The following is a 24,068-nucleotide window of genomic DNA, read 5'->3' as shown; positions in this document are numbered from 1 at the left end:
CAGACAACCTAAGTCGCAAGGCGAGAAGTTCTCACTTCTGCTTTTCTCATTATGACTATTATACGTTATCTATTGGTCCTTGTCAAGGATTTCAGCTACTTTTTTTGAGATAAATACGACGACACCCTCAATAGACACCCCAGTTGTATCAAAATGAATCGCATCGTCAGCTGGTTTGAGCGGCGAAACTGCTCTCGTACTGTCCTTATAGTCCCGCTCAGCAATTTCCTGCTTGAGCTGGTTAAGGTCTGCTGGAATACCTTTTTCGATATTTTCCTTATAGCGACGCTCTGCTCTTTCCTCAACGGACGCAACCAAGAAAATCTTGAGTTCCGCATCAGGCAAGACCACTGTCCCAATATCACGACCATCCATGATGATTCCTCCATCACGGGCTATCCGCTGTTGCTCCGCAACCAGTTTTTCTCGCACTTCCGCCAATGCGGAAACCCAAGAGACATTGGCCGTCACGTCGTTTTGTCGAATGGCTAAAGTGATATCTTCTTTACCGGCAAAGACAGTCTGTGTGCCATCCTCTGCTATTCCAAAGCCAATTGGATACTGATCGATCAAAGCCAAAATATCAGATACCTGATGCTCTTTCAGTCCTGCCCGCAAGGCTAGGTAAGTCGCTGTGCGGTACATAGCACCTGTGTCTAAGTAGGTGTAACCAAGTTCTTTTGCTAAAATCTTTGCAACGGTACTCTTACCACTTGAAGCAGGTCCATCGATGGCAATTCTAATCTTTCTCATACCTGTCTTTCTAATTGACGATAACCACGTCACCTGGATTTGCCCACCAAGTGCCACCAGGACCGACCATCTTATCTGGGTTGAGTTCGTAGAGACGCTCGAGAGAAATACCTGCTCGTGCTGCAATCTGACCCGCACCTTCGCCAGACATAACTGTTAGGGTCTCGCCAGTAGCTGACGGTGATGTCGATGAAGCTGTACTTGATTCAGTCGTTTCTTTTTCTTCAGTTTGACTTGGTGCCTCAGTGCTTGATGACACTAAACTGCTCGATTTGCTCGGGTCATAAAAAGCTTGTTCTGCTTGTTCTTGATTGCTGCCGCCGTTTGATGTCCATAAAATAAAGGCCAGTATACAAACCACGATAAGCAAGAAAGCTGCCAATAAAATCGTCAGAAAGTAACTACTGAACCATTCAATTGACTTATTTTTTTGACCTGATTTATCATCAGCCAAGAAGGCTTTGGTATCCCATAATTTTTTCATCAGTTTTCCTCTTGTGTATTCTAAGTTTTCGTATTACAATAGTGCTATGAAAGTATCTTTGATTCCTGAAAAATGCATCGCCTGTGGTCTTTGCCAAACCTATTCTGCTGTTTTTGATTACCATGACGATGGTATTGTAAAGTTTGCCGACAGTGACGACCTCGTTAAGGTTCTTCCAGATAGTCCCGATACCCTACTAGCTGTTAAATCCTGCCCGACCAAGGCGTTAGTCCTTGACTGAAGGTTTTTTATCTTTGCGATAAGCCCAGAAATAGTCATGACGGGTCAAATTATCGTGTAATTCCACTTCGCCGTTGAAGGCTGGGTGAATCGCCAAGGCATCTAAAAAATATTTTTTTGGCCATTTTCGCATGAAAACGGTCTTTTTTTGATGATCAGTGAGGCGTAAAGACACACGATACTTGCTAATTTCAACCTTTTCAATGGCTGAAATCGGTATTTTTTTCTTGGTAAATGGATTGAGGGATGTGATCCCAAGATAACCATCCTCTCCGATAGTAAAATACCGATGAAAGCCAAAAATCGTTAGGATAACCGTTAACCAAAAACCACCAAAAATCAGATGCGTCGCTCTGCTATGCTCATAAATCAAAGAAAGAGCGAAAAAGGTTGGCAACCAAGCCAGCGACCAATAAATGATGGCTAAGGATAACTCTGGTTGCCAGTGGTAACGCACCTTGCCAAAAATTTTAATCATGCGTTAATCCTTGTGAGAGACGATACCGATAATGGTATCAACAGCCTTCTCCATGGTTTGCAAACTAACATACTCAAATCGTCCATGCATGTTCTCGCCACCGGCAAAGAGGTTCGGTGTCGGAATACCCATGAAGGAAATTTTAGAACCGTCTGTTCCACCACGAATTGGTTCAATGATAGGAGTGATATCCAGCTTTTCCATGGCTTTTTTAGCCAGTTCAATCGGCGTCATATCTCTGACAATAATCCGCTTCATGTTATAATATTGGTCTTCAATCTCAAGACCCACGCGCTCCATACCAAAGAAAACGTTCATATGGTCAGCAATGCGGTCTACAAGCATCTTGCGATCGTCAAAATCATCGTCATCAAAATCTCGGATAATGTAGGTGGCTTTAGCTTCTTCGACATTACCTGACAAATCCATCAAGTGGATAAAGCCCTCACGCCCTTCCGTATGCTCGGCACGGTCTTTTTCAGGCAACTGATTGTGAAAATCAATCGCTAGTTGAAGAGCGCTAATCATCTGATCTTTAGCTGTGCCAGGATGAACGTTACGACCAAAGAAAGTCAACTCCGCTACAGCTGCGTTAAAGGTCTCATATTGTAATTCGCCAAGAGGCCCGCCATCCACTGTATAAGCAAAATCCACATTAAAGTCAGCCGCATCAAACTTATCTGCACCAACACCGATTTCTTCGTCTGGACCAAATCCCACTCGAATCTCACCGTGTTTAATCTCAGGATGAGCAATGAGGTATTCCATAGCCGTCATAATTTCAGCGATTCCTGCCTTATCATCAGCTCCCAGCAAGGTTGTACCATCAGTAGTAATCAGCGTTTGACCCTGATACTTATTCAAGTTTGAAAAATCATCAGGGGATAAGACATAACCTGATGTTCCCAGCTCAATATGACCGCCATCATAATCTTCAATGATTTGTGGGTTTACCCCTTCGGCATTGAAATCAGCAGTGTCCATGTGTGAGATGAAGCCAATCTTATAAGGGAAGCTTGGATCGTTGGCTGGCAAAGTTCCAATTAAAAAGCCGTTTTCTTCAATATAATGAACATCCGTCAGACCAATGCGCTCCATCTCAGGTTTTAAAATATTTAGGGCAAAGTCAACCTGATTTTGACTTGATGGTGTCGTCTGGCTGGCAGGATTGCTACGCGTGTTTTCTTTGACATAAACTAAGAAACGGTTCAACAAATTCGGATAAGTCATCGTGTTACCTCTTCTTTTTCTTCTTTCCTACAATTATAGCAAAAAATAGGAAAAATTTCCCAATTTTAACCGATATATGATAATTTTACAGCAACAATTATTTTCGTCTCTTATCTGTAACATAAAAGAAACTTTTGTAATCTTTTTGTCACAAAAAAGTCATCTTTTTTATGTTATGATAGAAGCACATAGAAGAATGATAGAAAGGAGGCAAGTATGGCTAGTCCCTTGAGACAAATTGATGAGAGTCTTTTAAACGACTACATCGTCCAAGAAACCCCAAAATTCCAAACATTTGATGAACTTAATCTTAACACCAGTGATATTGATGTTGAAGAACTAGCATTTTTTGCTCAACTGTCAGTTTTTTGCATCTTGACGGTTATGCTGTCCTTCCTTTTCTTAGCGATTAAGCTCTCAGCCTTCTTTGCTTTACCGCTTGCTATTGCGAGCAGTTTATTGACCGTTTATAGCGTCAAAGAACTTCTTATTAAGCACTATAACAAATAACTCACTCCTAATATGCTAGGAGTGAGTTATTTGTTATAAGTCTTCGTCAGTATAGGTGATGATGATATCCTCAGCATCTGCTGAAGGGATTTCGGCATCTGATGGCTCACCAAACTCTTCTTTGACCAATTCTTTCACATAAGCCACTTGTTCGCTAACAAAAGCCTTGGCTTGTTCTTGGTAATAGTCTGGTTGTTCACGATAGGCGGCTATGCCTTTTTTTATTTTCATGACTAGCTGTTGACCTTTTTCGGTTGACAGATAATGACCAGCTGCGGCACCAAGAACCAGACCTAGCCCGATTTTACGAGATAATTTACCCATTATTTTTTCCTCCCTTTGAATAATTTGCTAGCTACAACTGCTGCTGAGCCAACCTTACCAAATGTGCTTGCACTGCTGTTGCTAGCTTTGCTAGTTAATTTACGTGCCTGCTGATTTAAATCTGACACACTGACTGATAAATCTGCTAAAGTTGTAAAGACTGGGTCGATGGTATTGATTTTCCCATTAACATCTTCAACTAAAACATTCGTCTTTGCTAGTAAAGCATTGGTATGGTGAAGGGTGGTGTCAACGTCACTGGTTAAGAGCTTGACCGTTTGGCGAACTTCACCAACAGTTTCATTGACATTTTTCAACAGTATCACGAGATAGACAACCAATGCAGCAAAAGCAATGGCAATAATAAGTAACGAGATTCCAACTAAGTCCATAAGATACTCCTTTATTCTTGATAATAAGGTGGGTTAAGTTTATAACGACGATAAACAACAAGTGCAAAGCCTGCGATGACTAGGAGGGCCGATAGCCATTGAGACACACGTAAACCTGCGAACATTAAACTATCTGTTCGTAATCCTTCGATGACAAAGCGTCCTATGCCGTACCAAATCAGGTAGAAGAAGGTAGGTTCACCCTGTCTAAGTAGATGGGGGCGACGTCGCAAAATAAGGATAAGGATAAATCCAACTAGATTCCACAGGCTTTCATAAAGAAAGGTGGGCTGACGATAACTACCATCAATATACATTTGCTTCTGGATAAATTCAGGCAGATAAGCCAACGAATCAACCGCACTGCCGTAAGCTTCTTGGTTGATAAAATTGCCCCAACGCCCAATAGACTGAGCAATCATCACACCTGGAGCTGCGATGTCTAAAAAATCAAGCGGTTCGATTAAATGGTAGTAGGAGTAAACAAAGAGGGCAATCGCACCAGTAATCAGTCCCCCATAAATGGCAAGTCCACCTTCCCAAATGGCGAAAATTTTGACGGGGTTAGCTGCGTAATCCTGCCATTGAAAAATGACATAGTACAGCCGAGCCCCAAGGATGGCCAGCGGAAAAGCTATTAAAATAAAGTCAATCACATCGTCTGGCTTTATTTTTTTGCGTGGTGCTTCTTTTTTTGCAAGGTAAATGGCAAGAAAGAGTCCTGTCACGATACAAAGCGCATACCAATGGATTTTAAATGGACCTAACTCAACTGCAATAGGATCAATCATGCGTTCACCCCATTTCTAGCAATCAGGTCTGTCAGGCGTTCCTCAAAGGTATTTGTCGCATCAAAGCCCATCTGCTTTGCACGATAGTTCATCGCTGCTGCCTCAACCACCACCGAAACGTTGCGTCCTGTTTTAACAGGGATACGCACGCGTGGAATCTTCACGCCAGCAAGCTCAATGTCTTCATTGCCATTGCCTAAACGATCAAAGACCACTTCAGAAGACTGTTCTAAATACACAGCTAATTGAACTTGTGAAGAATCCTTAACCGCACTAGCACCATAAAGGCTCATAATATCAATAATACCAACGCCTCTAATCTCTAGCATGTGGCGAAGGATTTCCGCAGGTTCTCCCCACAAGGTCTCCTCATCTTTGGCATAGACATCCACACGATCGTCAGCTATTAAACGGTGCCCTCGCTTAATCAATTCAAGCCCGGTCTCGCTCTTCCCGATACCGCTATCGCCTTGAATCAAAACACCCATGCCGTAGATATCCATCAGCACACCGTGAACACTAATCCGCTCTGCAAGGCACGTGTCCAAATACCATGACATAACGGCTGACAAGCGACTGGTCGGCATTCTGCCTTGCAAAATAGCTACGCCCTCTTCTTCAGCAGCTTGTAGCATTTCCTTTGGAATTTCCAAATCACGCGCCACAACAAGGGCTGGCGTTTCTTGTTGAAACATCTGGCACAAAACGGCATAACGGTTTTGGCTGGTCATGGTCATCATGTATGACCATTCTTTCATACCGATGAGTTGCACGCGCTCAGAGGTATAGTAATCGAAATAACCTGTCATCTCAAGACCCGGTCGCGAAATATCCGCTGTCGTAATGGTTTTTTCCAATAATTCTGGCGTTCCATAAATGACCTTTAGCTTGACCTTATCGGCTAACATTTTTACTGTTACTGTCATTTTTTCTCCTTTTCTATCATTTTACCACAAATTCACAAAACATGCATGATTTTACGGTAAAACAAAAAAGCAAGAAAGGCTGCTCACCTAGTAAGTTGACAGCCTTTCCTGCTCTGAACTGTGTAAGTTGATAATAGACTCAATTTGTTGCTTTCTTTGTGTTCAAACGACCTAACCCAACTTAGGAATGACGGTGTTTTTTTATTTCATGGATAATCAGCCCTAGCACCACTACAATCATCACAATAATCACGAGAGCGATGACTTTCAAATATGCCGCCCACTCGTCAGCTTCTTTTTTGATAGGAGGTTCTGAGCTCGAGCTATTTTCTGTCGATAAAGAGATGACCTCCTCAATAGGTACGGCAATACTTTCTGTTAGACCAGCAATACCTGCTACAGTGGCCTGCTGATGGTCAATGACCAGAGTTGGTTGAGGTGATGCTTTTTTTAGGGTGACCACCAAGGGCTTCTGCACTTGATACGGTTTTCCTTCTATTTCTTGTCTTCCTGATGGCAGAACGGTTTTCTTTTCGTAGTCTTTGAAGCCGTGATTTAAGAGCGCATTAACAAAGTAATGTCTCACATGCTCCCCATCTGGATCCCCCCACTTGCTTGCTCCCATCACAACGGCAATCAAACGTCGTTCACCTTGTTTAGCAGTGACAATTGCATTGTAACCCGCAGTTGGGCTGGAACCTGTTTTCAGGCCGTCAACTCCCTCAAAAGCCAGACTAGCTCCTGGTAAAGAATGATTGTAGGTTTTAAAGGTCTCTTGATAAGGCGTTCCAGTTTTGACAGTTACTTCAGCACTGTTGGTAAATGCCAATATGTCTGGGTGTTTGGTCAATAAAGCTCGCGCTAAAATCGCTAAATCTTTGACAGTTGTTAGATTATAGCGTACAGGGTCATATCCTTCTGGCGCATAATAACCCTTGAATGAGATAATATCTGCACCGGTGCCATTATAGAAGACCGTATTGGTCATTCCCAACTCCTGAGCAGTAGCGTTCATTCGCTCGATAAAGCTGGCATCTGTTCCATCATGAATTAAATGCGCCAACATCAGGGTTGCAACATTTGACGATGGTACAACCGTCATGGTCAGCAACTCCCGAACCGTATAGGTCACTCCCGCAACTATTTTATTATTTGATAACTCAAAAATTTTTGAAATCGCTTGGTCCGTTTCAGTCGCTACAACCTCAGTATCCAAAGAGATTTGACCTGATTTTATCGCTTCCATTGTAAGGTAAATGACCATCGTTTTAGTCGTACTCGCAGGATCGCTCTGCAAATCAATGTCATGACCCCAGATAATCTGACCCGTATCCGCTTCAATAACAATCGCTCCCTTGGGTGCAATAGCAGATGTTGCCGGGTAACCTAAATCCTGTGCCATTTTTACCAAGTCGTCATTGGCAGAAACAGTCATCGTCATTAGTAAAGGAAACACCCACAAACTAAGCCATTTCAAGTATTTCAAGTTCACTTCTCCTTGCCCGCATAAGAATTGTTAGTTATTATACCATAATATCTCTTTTTTTCCAACTTAAATCAGAAAAAGCAGATATCATCATACGTTATGTGACACCTGCTTTTTTAAAACTTCCCCCAATTTTTCCTCAACTATTTGCTCTTAGAACAACGGATACCGCTAGCTAACTTCATGACTAACCGTGCATTCGTCCCAGTGGTCGTCATGCTTATGGTGCAAGTGACCATCGTGGACATAGTCGATATGATCGTCGTGGACAACCGCTTCATGACCACAGCCCTCGCCATGTTCGTGGTCATGGTCAGCATGCACAGTGTGTTCTATGATCGCAACAACTGTCGCTTCATCCCAATGCCCCTCATGCTCATAATGAATGTGTCCGTCATGTAGATAATCAACATGGTCGCCATGAGCAATTGCTGCATGCCCACAGTTCGCGCCATGCTCGTGATTATGGTGCTCATGTGTGTGATGTGACATCGTTTGTCCTCCTTTTTTAATAAATCTTTCGCCTTTATTTTAGCATATTAGCCCAATGAGATAAACCACTTTTTATTTAGTGGGTGACTGCCAGTTAAGGAGTTTTTGGAGCAAATAGCCGAGCAGATACCTCTGCAACAGGTAAACCGATAACGGTATAAAGATTGCCATGAATTTCCTTAACAAATCTCGGATCCAGCTCCTGTATGCCATAAGCACCAGATTTATCTAAGGGGCGCTTATCCCTCACATAGCTCTGCACCGCTTCATCCAAACCGTCATAATAGTCAACAAAGTCAAGTCTCGCCACAGCATAAAAGACATCCAGATAGGTCGTCGTCCTCAGGCAGACCGAGGTCACCACATAGTGACTTTTGCCAAAATAAGACCGTAACATCGTCTCTGCTTCTGATAAATCTTTCGGCTTGTTGAAAATTTTGTCATCTGACAGGACAATAGTATCTGCCGAAATGTACAGTTTACCATCTTCCAGTAGCTTATCCGACTTTGCCTTTGAAATCTCACAGCAGGTTTTTGCTGCTCGCGTTAAAAAGTCCTCTTTAGCATAGACCGCCATATAGTGATCTTCGATGGCGCGCTCATCAACCTCAACACCAGCGATTTCTGGGTTCAAAAAAGATAGTAAGTCACGTCGCCTAGGAGAATTAGACAGGAGCACCACCTGACTAAACGCAGTTAGCTCTCCATATTTTTCATAATCAATAACTGTTTTCATTGCCTTCTCTTTTCATCATTTCAATGGCATGATTCAACAACTGACATCTCTCAGGCATGATAGCTGTCAAAATTATCCTGCTCATCTGTACCGAATTGCCCCATTTCATGCCGATTAAGTACCTTTATATTGTATCATAAAGAGGCAAATCTACCTAACAGTCTCTATCTGCCAATTGAACAATCCCCTAAAGCGAATAGCACCTTGGGTATCTGTCCGATAGACCTTGATTCGTTGTTGTTCAAATCGCTCTAACGTTTCCTGGTGAGGATGCTTATAGCGATTGTTCCGACCAGCCGAAATCAAGGCGAGCTTCGGCTTAGTATGCACCAAAAACTCTGGATAGGAAGAACCTTTCGACCCATGGTGGCCAGCTTTTAGGACATCAACAGGCAAATCGGGATAATGTTTAATCAATTCTAATTCCCCTGCTTCCAAATCACCTGTAAACAAAAAGTTCAAGCCTAATAAGCGACCATAAAGCACCAGTGAATCGTTGTTGCCACCATCTCCTGTCGTCCATGGATACAGCACCTGCAAATGACTCCCCATAAATGGCAATCTGTCCCCAGCTGTCACTGTCCGAACACGGACATTCATGGCTCTCAGGCGCTTCACAAATTCAGCATTCGTCAGACTCCCTTGACTAACCAAGACCTCCCCAATTGTAAACTCTTTAGCCACTTCCTCCATATCACCGATATGATCCGTATCGGTGTGGGTTAGCACCAGCTGGTCAATACGCCCAACTCCGCGACTTTTCAAATACGGAATTAGTGTGCGACTAGCATTGCTTGTGGTCTGCCGCTTCTGCCAATCCTCTCCAGCCTCAAACTCAACACGTCCGCCAACGTCAATCAGCAAGGTCTGACCCGAAGCAGCCCGCAGAAAAATGCTATCCCCTTGCCCAATATCGACAACAGTCACCTCGTTTTCTAAAGGATGTTTCGTCAAGAAAAATAGCAGAGCTAAAAGCAAGCTTAGGACAAGGACAACTTTTTTTCGGTAACGGTAATCATAAAGCAAACCGAGACACAGCAACAGACCTAGTAAAACAAAGACACTCGGACTCCCAAGAACCAACGACCGACTAGCCCAATCGCCAACAAACACTAAAAAGCGTTCCAATAAGACAAATAATACATTAAGAAAACTAAGATTTACCACTGGTGACAGAAGAAATGCCAAACTAAGAGCAGGCAACATGAGCCCATCAAACAGCAGTGATAACAGAGCTGTTAACACAAGAGACAAGGGTTGAAAACTGGAAAAATAAAACATCAAGATAGGCAAAACAGCCAAAGCAAGCGCGACAGCTTCAATAACTTGCCGTTTAAGCCCCGTAAATTCCTTAATTGTTAATAAGCAAAGAACAAAAGCGTAGCTACAAGATAAAATACCTCCAGCTGTTAAAAAAGCATTTGGAACTAAACATAGTAAGCTCAGCATCGTTAAGCCAAGGTTATCCATACCTGTTACACCTAAACGTGACCAAAAGGACTGCAACAAGCTACGACAAACGGAGACCTGAAAACCCGTCAAGACAGCATAGCAAAAGGACAGTGGCACCTGCAAGAAATCAACTTGGCGAACTGTCAACCCTAATCTTAATAAGATTTTTCTAAACCAGCCGAGAAAAAAATCCACCTGCATCCCTGACAAGGCAAATAAATGAATGATCCCAAGGCTAGAATAAAGCTCTGTCATGTCATCAAATGATTTATCCAAATGACCGAATAAAAGACCAGTCATGTAATGCGTCATGGGGTCAGGAAAATGACCATAGATATAAACCAGCGCCTGTCGTCTCAACAAACGTAGATAATCACCCAGACCAGATAACGACCGCGGAGAAACCTCTTCCAACGATGTAACTTTAGCAACCTGATAGATTCCTTGTGTCTCAAGATAAGAATGGTAGTCAAAGCCCTTAAAATTTCGTTGACCCTCAGCCTCTGATAGCTCAAAACTGCCCGTCAAGCGAACAGGCTGAGTCAAGGTTTTGAAAAATTCTTGCTCTGTCTGGGTCTTTAGCTGATAGAAGACCTGATAAACTCGTTCATCGGATTCCCCTCGAAAAGATAACTGATCACCGTTAATCTGTAGACTATCTGGTATGAGTGCTAAACTGGTTAGCTGAGCTGGCGCGGTAGTGTCTGCACGCCTTGCTTGATGGTGACGATAAGCAAACACTCCTGTAAGAACGCTTAAGATAAGAAGGGTTCTTAGAAAAATAGCTCTGCCATTTTTCCACAAACGCCAAAAACTAAACAATATGATGCCTACAAGCGACCAGTGAAATCGGTAAACGGTAAAGTAAGCTAGTAAACTCAAATAAGCCAACTGAATGGGTGGCAGTGGGAATCGCTTAATCAACTGTAATCTCCGAGCGAATCTTGTCAATGGTTTTTTGACCAATACCCGCAACCTGCTTGAGATCATCTACACTTGAAAAACGACCTACTGTTTCACGGTGGGTGATGATGTCTTTAGCTTTTTTAGCGCCGATCCCTGTGATGGTTTGCAACTGAGCCTCATCAGCGGTATTCAGATTGATTTTTTGAGTAGAGGTTGTTTCAGAGCCTGTTGCGACGACTGAAACATTTTCTCCTTGGCTAGCGACATAAATCACCGCCTCATCTGCTAGTTTTTGTGCTAAATTCACAGACTTTTTATCCGCCAAATCAGTCAACCCTCCTGCCTTCATAATAGCATCATTCACACGGCTACCAGACGGTAGTTCATAAAGCCCTTCCTTAACAACAGCCCCTTTGACATCCACTGTAATCATGATAGACTCTGAGCTTTCTTCCTCAATACTGTCACTCTTGACGTTTTTCTCCTCAACCTGTTGAATCTCTGGAAAATCATTCGGCAGACTGGGTTTCGCAAAAGCTTGACTGGCAAGCACACCTGTCAACGCTACAATAATCCCCCCCATTAGCAGAGTTGTCCTCTGCTCCTTCAATCGTTCAATCCATTCTTCAACCATTTTTCCCTCCTTGTTCTATAAAACTATTCGTAATAATAACAAAAAAGATTGGCATAAAACCAATCTTTTTTTGTTAACTTATCTAGCTCGTCTTCTCAGTCCAGCTAAGCCTAAGGCTGATAGGAGGGCTGTTGCGCCGACAGCGGCTAGAGCTGTGTGGGCATCGCCTGTTGCAGGGAGTCCCTTCTTACCTACTGTCGCTGAGGCTGGTGCTGTAGCTGCAGGAGCTGTAGCTGGTCGGCTTGTCGCTTTAACAAGCTTAGCAACTTCTGCCTTGATGGCTTCGAGTTCAGCTTCGGTTTCTGCAAATGCTACCTTGACAGCCAATTCGCCTTTTTGCTCGTCAGTCAAGTTGGATGCATCGATTGCTTTGAGCAAATCAGTCGCCAACTTAGCCTTGTCCACAGGTTTATCTGGTGTATTACCAGTGTCTGGTGTGTCCCCACCTTGACCAGGGGTTCCAGGGGTTGGAACATGGTCTGGGTCTGGATTTGGCGTCGGTTCTGGATCCGGTGTTGGTTTTGGATCCGGTATTGGATCTGGATCTGGTGTTGGCGTTGCTTCTGGAACCGGTGTTGATTGTGGCTTATAAACAATACCATACTGACTGAAGTGCTTGGCAGTGAAGGTTAAAATATTATCCTCTACTTTATAGTCAAGAGACTCAGGTAGTCCATCGGCCGGTAAGTAGAATACTTCAGCCACTTCTTTACCTTCATCAACTGGCAGAGTAACAGTAGCCTCGCCTTCCCATTCAAGGATCTTACCGTCTTTGTCAACGAGCTCGATGTCAAAGAGGTCGTAATCTTTTTCTTTGAGGGCTTGTGGTGTTTCAGCGTTTCCTGTTTCAATATGGACAACAGTAACACCTTTTATCTGTGCAGCTATTTCAGCGTCTTGGCTATTTTTAACTTCAACTTTAACTTTCGTCTCTGTATCAGTAAGTGGCTCTACTGGTGTATTACCAGCGGTGTTGTCGCCTTGATCTCCACCTGTGTTTCCGCCTTGGTCGCCACCTGTGTTGCTGCCTTGATCAGCGCCGGCGTTACCACCTTCGTTGGTATCAGTGTTATCACCTTGGTCACCACCTGTGTTATCACCTTGGTCACCACCTGTGTTACCGCCTTGGTCACCACCTGTGTTGCCATCTACATCGGTACCCGAGTTGTCGCCCTCATTGGTATCAGTGTTATCACCTTGGTCAGCGCCTGTGTTGGTATCGGTGCTACCACCTTGATCAGCGCCTGTGTCAACACCTACGTTGTCGCCTTGGCTGTCACCATTAGCCTGGTCACTATCTGGGGTCATGTTTGTATCAGCTGAATCGCCTGGTGTGACTGGATTTTGTTCTGGATCTGGAGTTGGCTCTGGATCTGGAGTTGGCTCTGGATCTGGAGTTGGTTCTGGATTTGGAGTTGGCTCTGGAACTGGAGTCGGCTCTGGATCTGGAGTTGGCTCTGGATTTGGAGTTGGCTCTGGATTTGGAGTTGGCTCTGGATCTGGAGTTGGCTCTGGATCTGGTGTTGGTTCTGGATCTGGAGTTGGCTCTGGATCTGGAGTTGGCTCTGGATCTGGTGTTGGTTCTGGATCTGGAGTTGGCTCTGGATCTGGAGTTGGCTCTGGATCTGGAGTTGGCTCTGGATCTGGAGTATCAAGTTCCGGTATCTGAGGTGCAGTAGACGTTGGTTTTTGCTTATACACAATACCATAGTGGCTGAAATGTTTAGCCGTAAAGGTTACAATGTTATCCTCCACTTCAAAGCTCAACTGTTCAGCTGGTCCGTCCACTGGCAAGTAAAATACTTCAGCCACTTCTTTACCTTCATCAACTGGCAAGGTGACTTTGGCTTCACCTGTCCACTCAACTGGTTTACCGTCTTTGTCAACTAGCTCGATGTCAAAAAGATCATAATCTTTTTCTCTGAGAACGCTTGGTGTTTCAGTATTTCCTGTTTCCATGTGAGTAACGCTAATACTCTCGATTTGAGCAGCAACAGTGTTGTCCTGGTTACTCAGAACTGTTACCTTAACACCTGTTTGTTCATCAGTAACAACAGGCAGAACAATCTCTTTTGTCCCCACGCGAACCTTTTTAGATTGAGCAGGGATCTCATCTTCGCTACGGACTGGATTAGTTCCCTTAGTCACTAAAACATCATTGACATAGATATCCTCATAAACATCTACACGACTGCCGTTAACGCCTTCTTGGTCAGTTTCTTCTTTACCTTTTTCCAGAGTTGCATCTTCTGTACGTTCAACCGTAAAGTCAATCACAATTGTTTCACGACGCTCACGTGTCTCTGTCTTCTTGGTACCAATAACGATAACCTCAGTCGTTGGCTCAATCCGCTCAACAGAACCTGGAATGTCCTCAGTAGCTATGACTCGACCATTGACTACAGTTTCCTTAATGCGTTTGGAAACAGAGCCGTTGACACCAGCAGTCTCAATCTCGCGATAACCGGGGTCTTTGGTGTTATCTTCTTTAGTAACAGAAGTAAATGGCAAAGCTTCTGTCACAACACGTTCACGCGTGACAACACGTGGTCCAAAGAGTGCCAACTCTCTTAACGTCAACATGGTTGGTGTCGGATCCCCTGTCGCTCTTGACTTAGCTTCCAACAATGTCAAAACGACGCGATCTGCTTTAATCCCTGCCTCACCAAATTCATGGCTGACTTCTGCTTGTTCATAAGGCACAGCAATATCGTTAGACTCATAGACGGTCTCAGCACCTTGGAAAGCTGCTACCTTATACTTGGTTAATGTGCCATTTGCATTGGTCCGCTTACTGATGAGCAGGCTGGTCAAATCAATTGGTTCGCCATCTTTTGAGCTGATGGTCACTGATTGTGGCAAGCGCCAGTCTGTCGGATAGACACCATCAATATGGTTAGAAGCCATATCCCACTTGAGCTCTGCAATGGTTGCCTTATTGCCATCAAGAAGTTTATCTGGCTCTGCACCTGGTTGCCAAGCTTCTGGAGCACCAGCAACTATTTTCAAGACCTTATTGTCGATTTTAGCTAGGTTGCTGTTTTCACCAAGCACGGTCACCACATTGACACGATGTCCATCGACATTACTGATGTCGCCACTAGCCACCTCAAGTACCGTTCTGCCCTTGTCTGTTGGCTGGATACGATAAGCCAGCGTTTTACCATCACGCTGCTCGATAAAGGTAGCGAGATTACCATTAGACAATAGCAGAGCTGGATTATTTGTCGGTAGGACAGACCGTTCAAAGGTAAGAAGAGCTGTTGTCTCGTCAGCAAAAGAAACACTAGCGACATTATTATCCGGCAGTTTTGGTGCCTCATTAATCAAGAAATCCCAGTTGAATTTTCGGAAATAAAGCGTGTAGTCGTTCTGATCACCAGAAGCATGCTCATAAAGGATACCAAACTCATCCCCACCCAGGTGTTGCAGTGAGTTATAGGCGAATTTACCTGGTTGAATCAAGCGATGGTTCAGCCACTTCATCTGACCGCCTTCTTGAACTTCAGCCACACGGACATGCCCGTCAATGCGGTCGCGGTTAGAATTCCCCCAGCCAGGTCCATTTGAGTTGGCTAGAACAACGTACTCTTTGCCATCACGGACAAGATGAACAGCTGACAGTTGGACGTAATTATCTTTAACATCTTCATGACTTTCGATGTCATTTTCCCAGGTTGCGCCACCGTCTAAGCTGGTTGCTGAAGTGACCTTACCAGTCATGCTCCGCATGAACATCTTCAGTTGACCATTATTGAGTTGAACAACCGTCGCTTCTGTCTTTTGTTCACGACCATTATTCATCGTCGCATGATTGAGGACTGTGCCATCAGCCAGACGACGATTATCATTGACCGTCTCTCCTGCCTTCCAAGTCAGACCATGGTCGTCAGAGTAAAAGACCATAGAAGACTGTGAACCACTTAATCCCCCAGCATAGTTAGTTGCATAAGCAGGCACAATCAAGCGACCCTTATGAGGACCTGTATGTAAGGCAATACCTGTACCAGGACCGATTCCTAAGAAGTTAACATGATCTTTCTTCAAAATAGGTGTTAGGTCCTGTGGCCGTGACCAAGTCCGGCCATCATCGTCACTATGAGATAACCAAACATAAGAGGCATTAGCGATACGGAAAGGTGCCTCGGTGCCCTTATGGGTTTGGAAATAGATGTTGCCAAGTACGGTATCCTGACCATCCCGACGAATATCACCTAAGTTAGCATAGGCTGGGCTGTTATCCTCAAGATTAACTCGAAATTCTGTGGCTTGACCTTGAGCATCATAGATAACACCATTTTCACGAACCGTATGCGTTGGTTTGTTTGTACCATCGGTATAAAGGTTTAAATAAGCTTTACCATCAATAGTTGAATACTGAACTTCACGCGCTTCAACTGTTTGTGGCAAACCAAATACAGCTCGACCTTCTGGGAACATGTCCATAAAGGCATAGATGCGCTTGGTGGTTGGGTCTTGTACCAGACCAGCATCAATGGTCAAAGGCGAGTTAACAGCACCGTTTGAAACGGCCGGGTTATTGCGCAAGTTCACAATCGGAATAATCGGTTCCCAAGTATTTCCGTTGTCGTTACTACGTCTGATAACTGTCGCAATGTCTCCTTGGTCGGCGTAGGTATTGTAGCGTTCATCAGTCGCTGCAATCAGGGTTCCTGCATCTGTTTTCAAGAGGGCTGGGATCCGGTAATAACCTGAACCAGTAGGCCCTTTTTGACCATTACGTCCACCCTCAAACACAGGCAGTTTATCTGTTAGGGTCTCATTATCACGTGGTGGGAATTCATATGGTGTCCGTGTAAATGGTTGAGATTTGGCGATAATGTCTTCGCTCGTTAAAGCTGTCTTGTAGAAACTGGCTTCGCGAATTTCAAAACCATCAACTCCCCATACTTTACCGCGCTGGGCACGCTGGGCAGCCCCGATTTGAGCATGAGCTAGATTAGGCAGGGCCGCAAAGAGAGGACTGTTCAACTGATGTGTTAATGAGTGAACACCATTGACATAGATATTGACTGTTGTCCGATTCGTCGCTTTATCTTTCTCATAAGTTAAGGCAACCGCATTCCACTCACCATTCTTAACTTTCTGAGTTCCGCCATTGAGATGGGCGTAATCGGCTTGATTGGCACTCACACGGGTCTCGATGGCTACAGTTCCTGCGTTAGAATAGAGGGCTGTGTATTGGTTGTCAACACTGCCGCTGGTAGCGTTGAATAGGGTATGGAAACCTGCATTTTCTGGAACACGATATTCAATATAAAAGGTTCCACTGTCAGCTGTTTTAAGAGCTTGTTTAACCGTTTCATCAAAGGCATAGCGTTGACCGTTTGAAGCATCCAACACTTGATTGTTAATCGTAATAACAGGTTCCTTTGATGGCTCCTCCGGTGTTTCTTCAACTTGAGGGGTCTCTTCGATTGGTTTAACACCAGATGGAATGAATTGAGCCGCAGTGACGACACCTGATTTAGCTGGTAAATTATTTGCCCAAGACTCCAAAGCAGTTAGTCGCAGGTATTGAGCCTTAACAGGTTGGAAGTTGATAACACGAGTATTATTATTTGCCCCTAAACTAAAGGTTTTATCCGCATTCGCTACGCCACGACCGGTTGAATCACCATCGATTCTAGTTGGTGTGACAGGCTCCCAATCTGTTCCGTTTAAACTATAATCAATCTGCCCCTTAGTTAATAACCCTGCATGGTGTTTAGGGTTTGGAGAAGAGGGATCCTGAGTCGTTACTTGACGAGGAGTGTAGGTTACTTTATCCACCGTTGCAACTTCGGACATTTTTACTGTTAGAGTTGTCGCTTGCCCATCTCCAGTCGGTGCACTCTCCCAGTAGGTGTTGATGTCTGCATCCACTGCATTTGTTGCAGGTGCATTTTCCTTGCTACTGCTAGCCTCAGCGTAAGCCGAATCGACCATAACAGGTTCTGGCGTTTCTACTGCGGGTGTTGCTGCACCAGCTGAATTTGGCTGATTAGAAGGCTCTGAGGCTTCTGTCGCATAAGCCGTCTGTGCTCCCAAGAGGCTCAAACCGATAACAGCAGAGCAAACACCTATGGATAATTTACGAATGCCGTATTTATTTTGCTTATCAAAAAGTTTTTTCATGAACAGCTCCTTTTATATTGATAGCGTTTTCTTTTTTGTCACTTACCATTCTAGCAATTTTCAACTCTTTTGTCAACATAAATATTCTTAATAGAACATTTATAAACTATTTCCTACTATTTACATTAATCTAGAGCAGAATAATCGCTTCAAGAGAGCTAAATTCAAGACAGATAGGACAATCTATCAGATTATTTTAAAGAAGCCTTTTACTGAAAATTATTCAAAAAAATCAAAGAAATATATATTATCTTATTGTTTTTGTTCAATTTTGTTCAAAAAAATAGCGCTCCAAATGGAGCACTATTGTCATTTCATTAAAGTGAGTTTGTATCGATCTTGATACCAACACCTTGAGTTGTGGTGATGGTCAAGCTAGTGATATAAGTCCCTTTGGCAGTTGCTGGCTTAGCTTTGATGATTGTGTCGTGGAAAGCTTTAACGTTTTCAACGAGTTTATCAGCTTCAAATGATACTTTACCAACAAGAGCTTGAACGATACCAGCCTTGTCCGCACGGTAAGTGATTTTACCACCTTTAGACTCTTCAACAGCTTTAGCAACATCCATGGTTACTGTACCTGTTTTAGGGTTTGGCATGAGGTTACGTGGACCAAGGACACGACCAAGACGACCCACAACAGCCATCATATCTGGTGTTGCGATAACCACGTCGAAGTCCAACCAACCACCGTTGATTTTTGCAACGAGGTCATCTTCACCAACGAAGTCTGCACCAGCAGCTTTAGCTTCTTCAGCTTTCGCACCACGAGCGAAAACCAAGACACGAGCAGTTTTACCAGTACCGTTTGGCAATACCATTGCCCCACGGATTTGTTGGTCAGCTTTACGAACGTCGATGTTAAGGTTGTAAGCCACTTCAACAGACGCATCAAATTTTGCGAAGTTTAATTCTTTAGACAAAGCCACAGCTTCTTCAACGCTGTATGCTTTTGTGCTGTCGATTTTTTCAAGAGCAGCACGCAGTTGTTTGCTTTTTTTAGCCATTTGTTATTCTCCTTGTAAGTCTGATAATTAAGGTCGGGAAACTGTCCTAAAACAAATTAGTCAGTCACAGTGAATCCCATAGAACGAGCAGTACCCTCAATCATACGCATAGCAGCTTCAAGGTTAGCAGCGTTCAAGTCAGGCATCTTAGTTTCAGCAATTTCTTGTACTTGCGCACGAGTAACTGTTGCTACTTTCGTTTTGTTTGGTGTACCTGAACCTTTTTCAACACCTGCAGCTTTCTTCAATAGAACAGCAGCTGGTGGTGTTTTACAGATGAAATCAAATGATTTATCTTCATACACAGAGATAACAACTGGGATAATCATACCAGCTTGATCAGCTGTACGAGCGTTGAACTCTTTAGTGAATCCCATGATGTTGATACCGGCTTGACCAAGCGCAGGACCAACTGGTGGGGCTGGAGTAGCTTTACCCGCTGGGATTTGCAATTTAACGAGTTTTTCGACTTTTTTAGCCATAATATAAAATCCTCCTATTGTGGTTCTCTCGGTAATTACAGATTTTTACCTCCCACAAGTATGACAAGCATACCAGACTAGTTTACCAAAAAATGAAAGCTTTGTAAAGTATTTCGCACATTTTTTATTTGTAATGGCGCTGATTTAACAAATTGTCTGGTAGGTCATGAAATGACTTGCCCTGATGGTAATTACTGAATTTCCCTAAAATGTAATTGTAGGCATCTAGCTTACTCTCATAACGGATGTAGGCATCCATCGCACGCTCATCACCCGTTTCTTCTATCACTTTTTTAGTTTCAACCATAGCCATATCATTTATCATCACTTGAGTGCGAACCCATTCTTCAAAATCGGTTAAAAATTGTTCAGCCATTGCCACAATTCCTCCTACAACAATAAAAATAGAGCCAGTCCGCTGACCAGCTCTTCTCTGCCACCACCGAGAATTGAACTCGGAACTGAGCATTACCATTGCTCTATTATACCATTTAACTATAGCGGCGACTACCTATCTATCATACTATAACTTTACTATTTTGACAAGAGATTTTATTAAAAAATTTTTCAAGCGCTGAAAACCCTAATAACTCCGCCATTTCCCAAACATCTCACCCACTATATATTGTATTCTCAAAAAAACATCAACCCTATATCTTGTGTTTTTTTCGTCTTTTTGGTATGATTGGAGGGTATTACTTTTCAAGGAGATTGATATGGCTAAAATCACTGTTTTTACCAAAAATAACTGCATGCCCTGCAAGATGACCAAAAAATTTTTAACCGAAAATGGTGTGGATTTTGAGGAAATCAATATTGAGGAGCAACCTGAAAAAATCGATTACGTCAAAAGTTTAGGATTTAGTTCCGCTCCTGTGATCGAGGCTGGCGATATCGTCTTCTCTGGCTTCCAGCCCGCCAAACTTAAAGAGTTAATTTAAGATGAAACTCGTTTTCTTCACGATTACGGGACAAACCAGACGCTTTATCGCTAAGTTGAACATGGCTGAGCAAGCTCTGGAGCTGACGCCTTCAACCATGGTCACCCTAGACGAGGAATTTATCCTTATCTGCCCAACCTATGAGGATGGTGTGGATCATATTGATGATTTTTTAGATGACCACAAGGCACAGCTCAAAGGTCTTATTGGTATTGGCAACCGTAACTTTGGTCCAGACTTTTGTCATCTGGCCAAGCGTTACGCCACTACTTATCAGGTCCCCCTACTTTACACATTAGAATTTAACGGCACGCCAGACGATGTCGAATACGTCAAAGGAATTTTACAACATGAGTCTTAAAGATTTAGGCGATGTGTCTTACTTCCGCCTCAACAACGAAATCAACCGTCCAGTCAACGGACAAATCCCTCTTCATAAGGATAAAGAAGCCCTAGACGCTTTCTTCAATGAGAATGTTATCCCAAACACCAAAACCTTTGCCAGTATGGTGGATAAGGTGCAATTCTTGCTTGATGAAGACTACCTAGAACAGGAATTTATCAGCCTCTACAGTCCTGAATTTATCGAAAGTTTGGCAAAACAGCTCAAGGATGCGAACTTCCGCTTCCAGTCTTTCATGGCAGCTTATAAGTTCTACCAACAGTATGCCTTAAAGACCAACGACGGCGAGTTTTATCTCGAATCCTTTGAGGACCGGGTTTTGTTCAACGCCCTTTACTTCGCTAATGGTGATGAGGAACTAGCACGCACCTTGGCTGACGAGATGATTCATCTGCGTTACCAGCCGGCAACCCCATCTTTCCTCAACGCTGGTCGTAGTCGCCGTGGGGAGCTGGTGTCTTGCTTTCTGATCCAAGTGACGGACGACATGAACGCCATCGGTCGTTCCATCAACTCTGCTCTGCAATTGTCCCGTATCGGTGGGGGCGTAGGTATCTCTCTGTCAAACCTCCGCGAAGCTGGAGCGCCAATCAAGGGCTACGCTGGAGCTGCTTCTGGTGTTGTTCCGGTCATGAAATTGTTTGAAGACAGCTTCTCCTACTCCAACCAGTTAGGGCAACGTCAGGGGGCTGGTGTTGTTTATCTGGATGTTTTCCACCCAGATATCATCAATTTCCTATCGACGAAAAAGGAAAATGCGGACGAGAAAATCCGTGTTAAAACCCTATCTTTGGGGTTGACTGTACCAGATAAGTTCTATGAGCTGGCTCGTAAAAATGAGGACATGTACCTCTTCAGTCCTTACTCTATTGAGCGTGAGTACGGTGTGCCATTTAACTACATCAACATCACCGAGAAATACGATGAGCTGGTGGCCAATCCAAACATCACCAAGACCAAGATTAAGGCGCGTGATTTGGAGACCGAGATTTCCAAACTTCAACAAGAATCTGGCTACCCTTACATCATCAATATTGACACGGCTAACCGCAGCAATCCTATTGATGGTCGGATTATCATGAGTAATTTGTGCTCTGAGATTTTACAGGTTCAAAAAACCAGCCACATCAATGATGCTCAGGTCTTTGAAACCCTTGGAACAGATATTTCTTGTAATTTGGGCTCGACCAACATCGTCAACCTGATGACATCGCCTGATTTTGGCAAATCGGTTCGTGCAATGACGAGGGCTTTGACCTTTGTTACGGATAGCTCAAGCATTGAAGCCGTCCCAACCATCAAGAACGGTAACGAACAGGCTCACACCATCGGTCTGGGGGCTATGGGACTGCATTCCTACTTTGCTCGTCATCACATGCACTACGGTAGTCCAGAGTCTATTGAGTTTACAGACATTTACTTCATGCTTCTCAACTACTGGACCTTGGTGGAATCTAACAACATCGCCCGTGAGCGTGGCACTAGCTTTGTCGGTTTTGAAAAGTCAAAATACGCTGATGGGACATACTTTGACAAGTATGTGACGGGGCAATATCAACCGCAGTCTGAGCAAGTGAAAACCCTCTTTGCTGGTCACTTTATTCCGACCGGAGAGGACTGGGCTAAGCTCCGTGAAGCTGTTCAAGAACATGGGCTTTACCATCAAAACCGCCTGGCCGTTGCGCCAAATGGCTCTATCAGTTACATCAACGATGTGTCTGCTTCTATTCATCCGATTACACAACGCATCGAGGAACGTCAAGAGAAGAAAATCGGTAAGATTTACTACCCTGCTTCTGGACTCGCGACTGACACCATCCCTTACTACACCTCTGCCTACGACATGGACATGAGAAAGGTGATTGATGTCTATGCCGCAGCAACCGAACACGTTGACCAAGGCTTATCCATGACCCTCTTCCTTCGCAGCGAAATGCCTCTTGGACTCTACGAATGGAAGACCGAGACCAAGCAAACCACACGCGACTTGTCCATTCTCCGTAACTACGCCTTTAACAAGGGCGTCAAGTCCATCTACTACATCCGCACCTTTACGGATGACGGCGAGGAAGTCGGGTCCAACCAATGTGAGAGCTGTGTGATTTAATCCGCTACTGCTTGTTGCGAAATCTAATTTTTTGTCGCCAAGTTTTTAACGACTTGGCTCTTTTATGATATAATAGACGTATTGATTTTCAAAAAGGATATCCCCATGACAAATTACTACAACGCCATCAACTGGAATGCTATCGAAGATGCGGTGGACAAATCCACCTGGGAAAAACTGACTGAGCAGTTTTGGCTGGATACTCGTATCCCTTTGTCAAACGACTTAGACGACTGGAGAAAGCTTACTGCCACTGAAAAAGACTTGGTTGGTAAGGTTTTTGGTGGGCTGACCTTACTTGACACGGTGCAATCCGAAAGCGGTATGGCTCAGCTTAAAAAAGATGCACGAACTCCTCACGAAGAGGCTGTCCTCAATAACATTGAGTTCATGGAATCCGTTCACGCCAAGTCTTATTCTTCCATCTTTTCAACCCTCAATACCAAGAGCGAAATCGAGGAGATTTTCGACTGGACCAACTCCAACGAGTACCTCCAGAAGAAGGCTGAAATCATCAACGAGATTTATAAAAACGGCAAGCCTTTGGAGAAAAAAGTCGCCAGTGTCTTCCTCGAAACTTTCCTGTTCTACTCTGGTTTCTTTACCCCGCTTTACTATCTGGGAAATAATAAACTGCCTAACGTGGCGGAAATTATCAAGCTGATTATCCGTGATGAGAGCGTACACGGGACCTACATCGGCTACAAGTTCCAACTAGGCTTTAACGAATTACCAGAAGACGAGCAAGCTGCCCTCAAGGACTGGATGTACGACCTCCTCTACACCCTTTATGAAAACGAGGAAAACTACACCCGTTACCTCTACGACAGTGTCGGCTGGACCGAGGAAGTTCTGACCTTTATTCGTTACAATGCCAACAAGGCGCTGATGAATCTGGGACAAGACCCACTCTTTCCAGACACCGCCAACGATGTTAACCCTATCGTCATGAATGGTATTTCGACAGGAACCAGCAACCACGACTTCTTCTCTCAAGTCGGTAACGGCTACCTGCTGGGAACTGTTGAGCCCATGCAAGATGATGATTATACGATGGGAATGTAGCCCATAACTTTTTCGCACCAAGATTTTACCCTTAGACACAAAGGGGGCTAGGACAGAATTCCTAGTCTCCTCTTTTTATTATTAACAAGAT

General features: G+C 43.9%; 23 protein-coding genes, 1 tRNA gene and 1 other annotated feature (1 of these 25 running past the window's edge). Of the genes, 6 read left to right on the top strand and 18 right to left on the bottom strand.

The window, feature by feature from the left end:
- Positions 1 to 49, bottom strand: a sequence feature (ribosomal protein L20 leader region); it reaches 77 nt to the left of the window's first position.
- 20 nt (positions 50 to 69) lie between these two features.
- Both cmk and A3GW_RS0102665 read right to left on the bottom strand, forming a co-directional pair.
- Positions 70 to 753, bottom strand: coding sequence for a (d)CMP kinase (gene cmk / locus A3GW_RS0102670; protein ID WP_018367779.1), 684 nt, complete (start codon positions 751 to 753; stop codon positions 70 to 72).
- 10 nt (positions 754 to 763) lie between these two features.
- The gene (locus A3GW_RS0102665) at positions 764 to 1,237 is read right to left on the bottom strand and encodes an SAG1386/EF1546 family surface-associated protein (RefSeq protein WP_018367778.1); all 474 of its coding nucleotides are present in this window, start codon (positions 1,235 to 1,237) and stop codon (positions 764 to 766) included.
- Positions 1,238 to 1,283: 46 nt separating this feature from the next.
- On the opposite strand from A3GW_RS0102665, the gene A3GW_RS11365 reads away from it, so the two are divergent.
- Positions 1,284 to 1,478 carry a ferredoxin gene (locus tag A3GW_RS11365; protein WP_083907102.1) on the top strand — a complete coding sequence of 65 codons (195 nt, stop codon included), beginning with the start codon at positions 1,284 to 1,286 and terminating at the stop codon, positions 1,476 to 1,478.
- Here A3GW_RS11365 and A3GW_RS0102660 read toward each other — a convergent pair.
- The gene (locus A3GW_RS0102660) at positions 1,464 to 1,955 is read right to left on the bottom strand and encodes an EbsA family protein (RefSeq protein ID WP_018367777.1); all 492 of its coding nucleotides are present in this window, start codon (positions 1,953 to 1,955) and stop codon (positions 1,464 to 1,466) included. The two genes, A3GW_RS11365 and A3GW_RS0102660, sit on opposite strands and share 15 nt — an antisense overlap.
- A gap of 3 nt (positions 1,956 to 1,958) precedes the next feature.
- Positions 1,959 to 3,185 carry a peptidase T gene (gene pepT, locus A3GW_RS0102655; RefSeq protein ID WP_018367776.1) on the bottom strand — a complete coding sequence of 409 codons (1,227 nt, stop codon included), beginning with the start codon at positions 3,183 to 3,185 and terminating at the stop codon, positions 1,959 to 1,961.
- Positions 3,186 to 3,401: 216 nt separating this feature from the next.
- On the opposite strand from pepT, the gene A3GW_RS10705 reads away from it, so the two are divergent.
- Positions 3,402 to 3,695, top strand: a complete 294-nt coding sequence (locus A3GW_RS10705; protein ID WP_018367775.1) for a DUF3270 family protein — start codon at positions 3,402 to 3,404, stop codon at positions 3,693 to 3,695.
- Positions 3,696 to 3,728: 33 nt separating this feature from the next.
- On the opposite strand, the gene A3GW_RS0102645 is transcribed toward A3GW_RS10705, so the two are convergent.
- The 14 genes from A3GW_RS0102645 to A3GW_RS0102570 all read right to left on the bottom strand — a co-directional run bounded on the left by A3GW_RS0102645 (position 3,729) and on the right by A3GW_RS0102570 (position 19,966).
- Positions 3,729 to 4,019: a YtxH domain-containing protein gene (locus tag A3GW_RS0102645; protein WP_018367774.1), complete on the bottom strand. Its 291-nt coding sequence runs from the start codon at positions 4,017 to 4,019 to the stop codon at positions 3,729 to 3,731.
- Positions 4,019 to 4,411 carry a DUF948 domain-containing protein gene (locus A3GW_RS0102640; RefSeq protein WP_018367773.1) on the bottom strand — a complete coding sequence of 131 codons (393 nt, stop codon included), beginning with the start codon at positions 4,409 to 4,411 and terminating at the stop codon, positions 4,019 to 4,021. The genes A3GW_RS0102645 and A3GW_RS0102640 overlap by 1 nt, the downstream gene beginning before the upstream one ends.
- Positions 4,412 to 4,422: 11 nt before the next feature.
- Entirely contained in the window at positions 4,423 to 5,202 is a 780-nt protein-coding gene (gene lgt, locus A3GW_RS0102635) for a prolipoprotein diacylglyceryl transferase (protein ID WP_018367772.1), read from the bottom strand.
- Positions 5,199 to 6,128, bottom strand: a complete 930-nt coding sequence (gene hprK, locus A3GW_RS0102630; RefSeq protein ID WP_018367771.1) for an HPr(Ser) kinase/phosphatase — start codon at positions 6,126 to 6,128, stop codon at positions 5,199 to 5,201. Before hprK ends, lgt begins: the two co-directional genes overlap by 4 nt.
- A 181-nt stretch (positions 6,129 to 6,309) precedes the next feature.
- Positions 6,310 to 7,620 (bottom strand): serine hydrolase, encoded by a 1,311-nt coding sequence (locus A3GW_RS0102625; RefSeq protein ID WP_419757096.1) that lies wholly within the window; start codon positions 7,618 to 7,620, stop codon positions 6,310 to 6,312.
- A gap of 165 nt (positions 7,621 to 7,785) precedes the next feature.
- Positions 7,786 to 8,106: a hypothetical protein gene (locus A3GW_RS0102620; protein ID WP_018367769.1), complete on the bottom strand. Its 321-nt coding sequence runs from the start codon at positions 8,104 to 8,106 to the stop codon at positions 7,786 to 7,788.
- Between the two features lie 94 nt (positions 8,107 to 8,200).
- Positions 8,201 to 8,842 (bottom strand): Maf family protein, encoded by a 642-nt coding sequence (locus A3GW_RS0102615; RefSeq protein WP_018367768.1) that lies wholly within the window; start codon positions 8,840 to 8,842, stop codon positions 8,201 to 8,203.
- Between the two features lie 150 nt (positions 8,843 to 8,992).
- On the bottom strand, positions 8,993 to 11,218 hold the full coding sequence (locus A3GW_RS0102605; RefSeq protein WP_018367767.1) for a DNA internalization-related competence protein ComEC/Rec2: 2,226 nt from the start codon (positions 11,216 to 11,218) through the stop codon (positions 8,993 to 8,995).
- On the bottom strand, positions 11,211 to 11,834 hold the full coding sequence (locus tag A3GW_RS0102600; RefSeq protein WP_018367766.1) for a helix-hairpin-helix domain-containing protein: 624 nt from the start codon (positions 11,832 to 11,834) through the stop codon (positions 11,211 to 11,213). Before A3GW_RS0102600 ends, A3GW_RS0102605 begins: the two co-directional genes overlap by 8 nt.
- A 78-nt stretch (positions 11,835 to 11,912) precedes the next feature.
- On the bottom strand, positions 11,913 to 17,972 hold the full coding sequence (locus tag A3GW_RS11930; RefSeq protein ID WP_018367765.1) for an exo-alpha-sialidase: 6,060 nt from the start codon (positions 17,970 to 17,972) through the stop codon (positions 11,913 to 11,915).
- 317 nt (positions 17,973 to 18,289) lie between these two features.
- The gene (gene rplA, locus A3GW_RS0102585) at positions 18,290 to 18,979 is read right to left on the bottom strand and encodes a 50S ribosomal protein L1 (RefSeq protein WP_018367763.1); all 690 of its coding nucleotides are present in this window, start codon (positions 18,977 to 18,979) and stop codon (positions 18,290 to 18,292) included.
- A gap of 56 nt (positions 18,980 to 19,035) precedes the next feature.
- Positions 19,036 to 19,461 carry a 50S ribosomal protein L11 gene (rplK, locus tag A3GW_RS0102580; RefSeq protein WP_018367762.1) on the bottom strand — a complete coding sequence of 142 codons (426 nt, stop codon included), beginning with the start codon at positions 19,459 to 19,461 and terminating at the stop codon, positions 19,036 to 19,038.
- 124 nt (positions 19,462 to 19,585) lie between these two features.
- Complete coding sequence (locus A3GW_RS0102575; RefSeq protein ID WP_018367761.1) at positions 19,586 to 19,837, bottom strand: DUF1912 family protein; 252 nt, start codon at positions 19,835 to 19,837, stop codon at positions 19,586 to 19,588.
- 58 nt (positions 19,838 to 19,895) lie between these two features.
- Positions 19,896 to 19,966 (bottom strand) — tRNA-Thr (locus tag A3GW_RS0102570).
- 211 nt (positions 19,967 to 20,177) lie between these two features.
- Here A3GW_RS0102570 and nrdH point away from each other — a divergent pair.
- The 4 genes from nrdH to nrdF all read left to right on the top strand — a co-directional run bounded on the left by nrdH (position 20,178) and on the right by nrdF (position 23,977).
- Positions 20,178 to 20,402 (top strand): glutaredoxin-like protein NrdH, encoded by a 225-nt coding sequence (gene nrdH / locus A3GW_RS0102565; RefSeq protein ID WP_018367760.1) that lies wholly within the window; start codon positions 20,178 to 20,180, stop codon positions 20,400 to 20,402.
- Position 20,403: 1 nt separating this feature from the next.
- On the top strand, positions 20,404 to 20,763 hold the full coding sequence (nrdI, locus tag A3GW_RS0102560) for a class Ib ribonucleoside-diphosphate reductase assembly flavoprotein NrdI (RefSeq protein ID WP_018367759.1): 360 nt from the start codon (positions 20,404 to 20,406) through the stop codon (positions 20,761 to 20,763).
- The gene (gene nrdE / locus A3GW_RS10695; RefSeq protein ID WP_018367758.1) at positions 20,753 to 22,912 is read left to right on the top strand and encodes a class 1b ribonucleoside-diphosphate reductase subunit alpha; all 2,160 of its coding nucleotides are present in this window, start codon (positions 20,753 to 20,755) and stop codon (positions 22,910 to 22,912) included. The genes nrdI and nrdE overlap by 11 nt, the downstream gene beginning before the upstream one ends.
- Positions 22,913 to 23,017: 105 nt before the next feature.
- A complete protein-coding gene (gene nrdF / locus A3GW_RS0102545; RefSeq protein WP_018367757.1) occupies positions 23,018 to 23,977 on the top strand; it encodes a class 1b ribonucleoside-diphosphate reductase subunit beta in 960 nt (319 codons plus the stop codon).
- The last annotated feature ends 91 nt before the right edge of the window (positions 23,978 to 24,068 follow it).

It is taken from the genome of Streptococcus entericus DSM 14446 (genome assembly GCF_000380025.1).
Classification (GTDB): domain Bacteria; phylum Bacillota; class Bacilli; order Lactobacillales; family Streptococcaceae; genus Streptococcus; species Streptococcus entericus.
Note: the sequence above shows the minus strand (reverse complement) of the source record. Positions and strands in the feature narration are given on the sequence as shown.

Coding starts and splice junctions, on each gene's coding strand:
- A3GW_RS11930 (WP_018367765.1), bottom strand. CDS start 17,972: ATGAAAAAACTTTTTGATAAGCAAAATAAATACGGCATTCGTAAATTA.
- cmk (WP_018367779.1), bottom strand. CDS start 753: ATGAGAAAGATTAGAATTGCCATCGATGGACCTGCTTCAAGTGGTAAG.
- pepT (WP_018367776.1), bottom strand. CDS start 3,185: ATGACTTATCCGAATTTGTTGAACCGTTTCTTAGTTTATGTCAAAGAA.
- nrdE (WP_018367758.1), top strand. CDS start 20,753: ATGAGTCTTAAAGATTTAGGCGATGTGTCTTACTTCCGCCTCAACAAC.
- A3GW_RS0102640 (WP_018367773.1), bottom strand. CDS start 4,411: ATGGACTTAGTTGGAATCTCGTTACTTATTATTGCCATTGCTTTTGCT.
- A3GW_RS0102665 (WP_018367778.1), bottom strand. CDS start 1,237: ATGAAAAAATTATGGGATACCAAAGCCTTCTTGGCTGATGATAAATCA.
- nrdF (WP_018367757.1), top strand. CDS start 23,018: ATGACAAATTACTACAACGCCATCAACTGGAATGCTATCGAAGATGCG.
- A3GW_RS10705 (WP_018367775.1), top strand. CDS start 3,402: ATGGCTAGTCCCTTGAGACAAATTGATGAGAGTCTTTTAAACGACTAC.
- A3GW_RS0102600 (WP_018367766.1), bottom strand. CDS start 11,834: ATGGTTGAAGAATGGATTGAACGATTGAAGGAGCAGAGGACAACTCTG.
- hprK (WP_018367771.1), bottom strand. CDS start 6,128: ATGACAGTAACAGTAAAAATGTTAGCCGATAAGGTCAAGCTAAAGGTC.
- A3GW_RS0102620 (WP_018367769.1), bottom strand. CDS start 8,106: ATGTCACATCACACACATGAGCACCATAATCACGAGCATGGCGCGAAC.
- A3GW_RS0102660 (WP_018367777.1), bottom strand. CDS start 1,955: ATGATTAAAATTTTTGGCAAGGTGCGTTACCACTGGCAACCAGAGTTA.
- rplK (WP_018367762.1), bottom strand. CDS start 19,461: ATGGCTAAAAAAGTCGAAAAACTCGTTAAATTGCAAATCCCAGCGGGT.
- A3GW_RS0102645 (WP_018367774.1), bottom strand. CDS start 4,019: ATGGGTAAATTATCTCGTAAAATCGGGCTAGGTCTGGTTCTTGGTGCC.
- nrdI (WP_018367759.1), top strand. CDS start 20,404: ATGAAACTCGTTTTCTTCACGATTACGGGACAAACCAGACGCTTTATC.
- rplA (WP_018367763.1), bottom strand. CDS start 18,979: ATGGCTAAAAAAAGCAAACAACTGCGTGCTGCTCTTGAAAAAATCGAC.
- A3GW_RS0102575 (WP_018367761.1), bottom strand. CDS start 19,837: ATGGCTGAACAATTTTTAACCGATTTTGAAGAATGGGTTCGCACTCAA.
- nrdH (WP_018367760.1), top strand. CDS start 20,178: ATGGCTAAAATCACTGTTTTTACCAAAAATAACTGCATGCCCTGCAAG.
- A3GW_RS0102615 (WP_018367768.1), bottom strand. CDS start 8,842: ATGAAAACAGTTATTGATTATGAAAAATATGGAGAGCTAACTGCGTTT.
- A3GW_RS11365 (WP_083907102.1), top strand. CDS start 1,284: ATGAAAGTATCTTTGATTCCTGAAAAATGCATCGCCTGTGGTCTTTGC.
- lgt (WP_018367772.1), bottom strand. CDS start 5,202: ATGATTGATCCTATTGCAGTTGAGTTAGGTCCATTTAAAATCCATTGG.